6 protein-coding genes are annotated in these 6000 nt (G+C 59.0%); 3 read left to right on the top strand and 3 right to left on the bottom strand.

The features are described from left to right. Nucleotides 1–979: 979 nt before the first annotated feature. Nucleotides 980–2334, bottom strand: a protein-coding gene (locus ACYP2Q_RS18260) for an IS3 family transposase (RefSeq protein WP_459731784.1) whose coding sequence is annotated in 2 segments (ribosomal slippage) — nucleotides 980–1878 and nucleotides 1878–2334 — 1356 coding nt in all. Because the reading frame shifts where the segments join, the coding sequence is not laid out codon by codon here. A 289-nt stretch (nucleotides 2335–2623) separates the two neighbouring features. On the opposite strand from ACYP2Q_RS18260, the gene ACYP2Q_RS18255 reads away from it, so the two are divergent. The 3 genes from ACYP2Q_RS18255 to ACYP2Q_RS18245 are packed head-to-tail and all read left to right on the top strand — an operon-like array spanning nucleotide 2624 to nucleotide 5213. Beyond that, nucleotides 2624–2821 carry a hypothetical protein gene (locus tag ACYP2Q_RS18255; protein WP_459731783.1) on the top strand — a complete coding sequence of 66 codons (198 nt, stop codon included), beginning with the start codon at nucleotides 2624–2626 and terminating at the stop codon, nucleotides 2819–2821. A gap of 47 nt (nucleotides 2822–2868) precedes the next feature. Beyond that, on the top strand, nucleotides 2869–4251 hold the full coding sequence (locus tag ACYP2Q_RS18250) for an iron-containing redox enzyme family protein (RefSeq protein ID WP_459731782.1): 1383 nt from the start codon (nucleotides 2869–2871) through the stop codon (nucleotides 4249–4251). Nucleotides 4252–4268: 17 nt separating this feature from the next. Continuing rightward, complete coding sequence (locus ACYP2Q_RS18245) at nucleotides 4269–5213, top strand: methyltransferase (RefSeq protein ID WP_459731781.1); 945 nt, start codon at nucleotides 4269–4271, stop codon at nucleotides 5211–5213. Between the two features lie 12 nt (nucleotides 5214–5225). On the opposite strand, the gene ACYP2Q_RS18240 is transcribed toward ACYP2Q_RS18245, so the two are convergent. Together ACYP2Q_RS18240 and ACYP2Q_RS18235 are read right to left on the bottom strand one after the other, a co-directional pair. Further along, nucleotides 5226–5381 carry a hypothetical protein gene (locus ACYP2Q_RS18240; protein ID WP_459731780.1) on the bottom strand — a complete coding sequence of 52 codons (156 nt, stop codon included), beginning with the start codon at nucleotides 5379–5381 and terminating at the stop codon, nucleotides 5226–5228. A gap of 51 nt (nucleotides 5382–5432) precedes the next feature. After that, nucleotides 5433–5969: a cupin gene (locus ACYP2Q_RS18235; protein WP_459731779.1), complete on the bottom strand. Its 537-nt coding sequence runs from the start codon at nucleotides 5967–5969 to the stop codon at nucleotides 5433–5435. Between the last annotated feature and the right edge of the window lie 31 nt (nucleotides 5970–6000).

Here is a 6000-nt window from a genome sequence, read left to right as displayed (position 1 = left end):
AATTCGATGCGGTAGTTGAAGGGCTGGCTCAGGTGTTCCTGGCCTTCGAAGGCCAGGACGTCGAAGACAGCGTCGAATCGGTAGATCGTGAACTTGTGGCGAGTGTGGTCAAAGAAAATGCGCGGTGTGTTGGACAAAATCAGTCCTCCCTGGGCTGGATCGGCATACGGGGAGGCTTGGTTTTCCACCCTCGTTCAAGCACCCGAGAGCTTTCAGGAATCTAATAAAGGTTGGGATCGGACGCTTCCGATGAGTGCGTAGGATCCGTCGGAGATGGCTGCGCGTTGGATCTGTAGGAATTTTTGCAGGTTTGATGGAGGGAGGAGCGCGGGGGGAATTTCATGGTGTTCGAGCGTTTGGAACGAGGGTTTTCCGGCCTTTATTAGCAGCGCTTTTGTGAGCAATACCCACGTGTTTAAAAGCTTGCCGGGTTACTTCCCGAAAGCTACAGCGCCTTGCGTCGTTGCCTACGATTACGCCAGAATCCGCCGGTTTGTGCGCCTTGGGGTCGCTCGGTAACTTGATTCGTGTCACTGATGGTCAGTGATCGGGTTTAGTAGCCCGGCCAAGGTTGAAGCGGTGCTCGGCGAGCTGGCGGTGAGTCGGGCGCTGGAGCGGATTGATCGGGCTGAATAGAAGATCAATAGATCGCAGCCTTCGGCAGCTCCAGGGGGATGCGTTCACTTGGGAACAGGTCGGCTGTCAGGCCGCCATCGTCGGCAGGCCTCACAATAGAACGGGTACAGCCGCCAGCGACTGGTTGACTGGGAGGACGTCATCGCCAGCAAGCCGGCTCCTACAGTAGATCGGGTACAGCCGCGAGAGACAGGTTGACTGGGAGGACGTCATCGCCGGCAGGCCGGCTCCCACAGTAGGTCGGGTACAGCCGCGAGAGAGTGGTTGATTGGGAGGCCGCCTTCGCCGGCAAGCCGGCTCCTACAGTATGAACTGACGCCCAAATGTTGGACGGTCTTTGTCGCTAGCCAGCGGATCGGGTTCTGTATTCCACAGGACTCAGTCCGCCGAGCTTCGCCTTGATTCGGTCATGGTTGTAGTAACGGATGTACTTGTCCAGGCCTGTTTGGAGCTCTTCCACACTTTCAAAACGTTTGAGGTGGAAAAACTCGGACTTCAGTGTTCCGAAAAAGCTCTCGATCACCGCATTATCCAAGCAATTCCCCTTTCTCGACATGCTTTGCTTTATGCCTCGATCCTTTAGCACATGCTGGTATCGCGGTTGTTGGTATTGCCAACCTTGATCGGAGTGGAGCACCAGATTAACCGGGCCTTGCAGCTGTTCAATAGCCTTATCCAGCATCTCGGTTACCCAGGCAAAACTCGGTCGCGCATCGATCTGGTAGGCCAGGATCTCGCCGTTGTACAGATCCATGACGGGCGACAGATAGAGCTTCTTCTGCCCGACCTTAAACTCCGTAACATCGGTCACCCACTTCTGGTTGGGCCGTTGGGCGAGGAAGTTACGCTCCAGAAGATTCGGCGCTATTTTGCCGACCAGACCTTTGTAAGACCGATATCTTTTTGGACGCACCAGCGATTTGAGGTTCATGTCGTCCATCAAACGCTGAACCCTTTTTTCGTTGACCGGCTCTTTTTTGCGGATCGCCAGGGTAATACGGCGATAGCCGAAACGCCCCTCATGCTCATGGTAGAGGCTCTGGATGGTGGCTTTCAGGTCCGCATGCTTGTCAGGCTTCTGAAGCGCGCCGACCTGGTAGTAGAAAGTACTGCGCGCGAGATTGGCCAGCCTGAGCAGGCCGTCCAAAGGAAACCTCGAGCGCAGCGCCATCACGGTGAGCGTTTTTTCTTGGGGGGATGGCTCCTGTTCGGAGCCTCCCTTATTTCCTCGAGCTTTTTTAGATAGGCGTTCTCCATGCGCAGATATTCAAGCTCGGCCTTGAGTTGTTCCCGACTTTTCGAATCATCATCTACGAGTGGGGACTGGGGTGGGACAGGCGATTTTTTTGGCATGGAGACCGTCTTTTTTCTCTTGGGTACATCAAGACCGCCACTGTAATACTGGCGCTCCCAAATGCCCACCTGCGAAGACTGACCGAGCCCAAAACGGGTGGCGGCCTCGCGACAGGAAAGTCGTTCTTTGTACATACATTCAACGACCGAAAGCTTGAACGCCGCACTGTAGTGGTGACCATTCGCTTGCAGACCCGCGCTGCCACGGGCTTGGAAAGCGGCAACCCAACGACGCAGGAGACTGCAATCAATTGAGTAGCGATTGCCGATTTTTCGAAACCCATCGTCGCCGTAGATGTAGGCCTCAACGGCTGTGATTTTGAACTGCACGGAATACTTTCCCATTGGAACACCCCAAAAGTCAGGATCGGTGTCCAACTTTTGGGGGGCAGTTCAGTAGGTCGGGTACAGTCGCGAGAGACTGGTTGACTGGGAGGGCGCCTTCGCCAGCAAGCCGGCTCCTACAGTAAATCGGGGACAGCCGTGGGGACTGGTTGACTGGAGGGCGCCTTCGCCGGCAAGCCGGTCTCCTGCAAGGGTGTATGCCGCTCGTCTACTCGAACGCACGCAATCCCCTGGACACCTTCAAAGCAGTACGACCCGGAAAATCCGGGCCCGGTTTGTGAGGTGAGACATGTCCAGCGATTCGACTTTCCAGGACAACAAACAAGACCCGGACAAGACGCTACCCACGTCGGACGATCCGGGCAAATACGATCCCCTGAAACAGGCCGACCTCGACGATGAAGAGGGCGAGCAGGAATGGAACGAGCGCGACAGGAAGCTGCCTGAGGCAGATGAGCAAACACCTTTGTCCGACGACAGGCGCTAGGAAAAGCGCCCGGTGATAGATCGAAGTACTGCCCAGGAGAACAGCCAATGACCCTATTCACGCCCTTGACAGGTTCGCCTTCGACGCTTGCGGATGCCGACGCCGGCGGCCAGTACCGCGAGCTCTACGCCTTGCTCTACAGCAACGACCCGCAAGCAGCAACGCTGGGCGAACAGTTCCTGCGCGAGCAACTGGCCGAGGCCGCCGGACTGCCCTGTGATCTGCCCGAAGCCCCAGGACAATTGGCAGCATGGACGGAACAACACTGCGCCGATGTCGCGCGCGACTATGCCCTTTACCTCGAGGAACGCAAGCAGGGTGGGCCGCGTCGATACTTCTCGAACAAGGCCCATGCGCTGTTTTTCCTGCAACGGGTAGCACCCACCAAAGAGGTCGACGGCGCCTGGCTGGCCGGTGTGCTCGAGCACTGGCAGGACCTGCGTTATGACGGGCTGCTGAGCACTTATCTGGAGGAGCTGGGCAACGGCGATCCGCGGCAGAATCACGTGGTGATCTACCGCAAGCTGCTGGCGGCGCACGACTGTGGCGACCGCCAGGGACTGCTCGACGAACATTTTCGCCAAGGTGCGATTCAATTGGCTTTGGGGCAGTGCAGCGAGATGTTCATGCCTGAAGTCATCGGCTACAACCTCGGCTACGAGCAATTGCCGCTGCACCTGCTGATCAGCGCCTATGAACTGCGTGAGCTGGGGATCGACCCGTACTATTTCACCCTGCACGTGACCATCGACAACGTCAGCAGCGGGCACGGACGCAAGGCGATTGAAGCGCTGCTCGATCTGATGCCCGTGGAGCAGGGGCGGGAGGAGTTCTATCGGCGTGTCGCCATCGGCTATCGACTCAATGACCTGGGGCCGGGCTCGACGGCGGTGATTGCAGGCTTCGACCTGCAGCAGGAAGTGATCGCCATGCTCGAACGCAAACGCAGCTTCGGCCAGCACATGCATTCCGATTACTGCAAGGTCGAAGGCCAGACCGTCAATCAGTGGCTGGCGACGCCGGGCCAGATCGAAGATTTTCTCGGCGCGCTGCAACGCAAGGGTTGGATCAAACGGCATGGCCCGCCCAAGGAGAGCCGATTCTGGCAATTGATCGAGGGCGATACGGCGGCCATGTTCGGCGTGTTCAGTGGTTACGAAAAACAACTGCTGCACGACTGGATCGCCGGTGACTGGCAAGACCCGCAGCGCCAGCCAGTGCCACGCCGGGCGCCGTCCGACGATGCCTTCGCCGATGAAGCTTTTGCGAACGACCCTGAGCTCAAGGCGTTGCAGGATTCCCTGCACGACCTGTCACCACAGCAACAACTTCAATTGCTGATCCCGTGGCTTTCGGCACAGCGTCATTGTCGACCCGCCGGACTTTACGCCACGCGACTTTTCATTGAATGCGTGACCCGTTTGCGCTGATTCCAGAGGTGTCATGCATGTCAGGACAACAGATTGCCGATCGCACATTGCTGGAGCTGGGTAGGCTACTCGCTGCCGAAGACTACCGTTTCATCACCCCGACGCCCTTGACCCATGAACGGGTGTGCCAGCGCTTTGTGCCGCTCTTGGCCAAGGACCTGCGGGATGTGTTCGGCTGGTCGATGCCTTTCGAGCACGGGCTGTTTTCACCGCAGCAACTGGCTGAACTGGAACAGGCAGGCATCGTCGAAAAGGAGGGATCGCTTTGGCGCAGCACGGTGCGCTGGTCAAGCCTGGGACGCTTGCTGATTGCCCATTCGGCGTACCCGACCACGCAGAGCGACGCGGTGTTTTTCGGGCCCGACAGCTATCGTTTTGCCCAGTTGATCGAAGCTCATCTGCAGCAGCGCGCGGAACCCGTGCGGCGAGCGGTGGACATAGGCTGCGGGTCCGGCATTGGCGCGCTGGTTATCGCCCTTGCCCGGCCGGACGCCGAAGTGCTGGCGGTGGATATCAATCCGCGGGCGCTGCGCCTGTCGGCGGTGAATGCCGAGCTGGCCCAGGCCAGTAATGTCAGCGCATACCAAAGCGATGTGCTGGGCAGTGTCGAAGGGCAGTTCGACCTGATCATCGCCAACCCGCCCTACATGAACGACAGCCAGCAACGTGCCTATCGCCACGGTGGTGGGGCGCTGGGTGAAGCCTTGTCTGTGCGCATCGCCCGCGAATCGCTGCCGCGCCTGGATAAGGCCGGCAGCCTGGTGTTGTACACCGGGGTAGCGATGGTCGCCGGGGCGGACCCCTTTCTGGAATCCGTCCAGCCGCTGCTTGGCGACGACAGGTTTGACTGGACCTACCGAGAGCTGGACCCCGACGTGTTCGGCGAGGAGTTGCTCAAACCCGGCTATGAACGGGTGGAGCGCATCGCCGTGGTGGCGCTGATCGTGACCCGGCGGCATTGATGCATCGCGGGTTCAATTGCCGTCCGCCACCTTGCGTTCAATCTCGGCCACTTTGCGCCGCTGGTCCTCGGCTTGCTCCTCGGTGGTTTCGGGAGGTGAGGGCTCAAGGGTCTCATCCTCGTCGGGGTGCGGCGTGTCGGCAGGGGGGATTCGGTCATCGTTGTTCATGGTGCTTGCCTCCATTGTCTAACCATTGGATCGGGGCCTGGGCTTCGAGTTCTAGATTTTTCTCTGCTGGGCTTTAGACCAATACTCGCTTACCGCGCCATGGGAACCTTGCACCGGGTCCCGATCGGGAAACGGTAGCGTGTCGATGCTCAACTGTTGCGCGGCGCTCGGCGCCTCACGGCAAATGTCGGCATGCTGGCCCGGTGGATAGGCGCCGACCACCAGGAAGTCGTCGCTCGACTCCAGGTTGCAGTGACCGGTGCCGGCCGGCAACAACAGTACATCCCCGGCACTGACTTCCAGCACCAGGCCATCAGGACCGCCCAGCATCAGGCGGGCATGTCCGCTGGCTACGCCAAGCACTTCATGGCCTTCGGTGTGGTAGTGGTGATAGTCATACACGCCATAGCGCCATTGCGGCGGCCAGCCATTGGCGCTGAAGGTTTGCTCGAACAGGGCCGCGGGATCGTCGCCCTGGACAGCGATGGCGTTGGGATAAATCAGCACCGGCAGGCGCGAGTTGTTCGGCACCCAGCCATTGCGTTCAAACAGCAGTTTTTGCGCGGGAGCATGCGCTTGCGAGGTCATCTGAGTTCTCCTCCGTTGCCCATCGATTTGA

The organism is Pseudomonas sp. MHK4, from assembly GCF_054600775.1.
Note: the sequence above shows the minus strand (reverse complement) of the source record. Positions and strands in the feature narration are given on the sequence as shown.

Bases quoted from the DNA above. Each gene is read 5' to 3' on its own strand.
- ACYP2Q_RS18255 (WP_459731783.1), top strand. From the start codon at position 2,624: ATGTCCAGCGATTCGACTTTCCAGGACAACAAACAAGACCCGGACAAG.
- ACYP2Q_RS18250 (WP_459731782.1), top strand. From the start codon at position 2,869: ATGACCCTATTCACGCCCTTGACAGGTTCGCCTTCGACGCTTGCGGAT.
- ACYP2Q_RS18245 (WP_459731781.1), top strand. From the start codon at position 4,269: ATGTCAGGACAACAGATTGCCGATCGCACATTGCTGGAGCTGGGTAGG.
- ACYP2Q_RS18240 (WP_459731780.1), bottom strand. From the start codon at position 5,381: ATGAACAACGATGACCGAATCCCCCCTGCCGACACGCCGCACCCCGAC.
- ACYP2Q_RS18235 (WP_459731779.1), bottom strand. From the start codon at position 5,969: ATGACCTCGCAAGCGCATGCTCCCGCGCAAAAACTGCTGTTTGAACGC.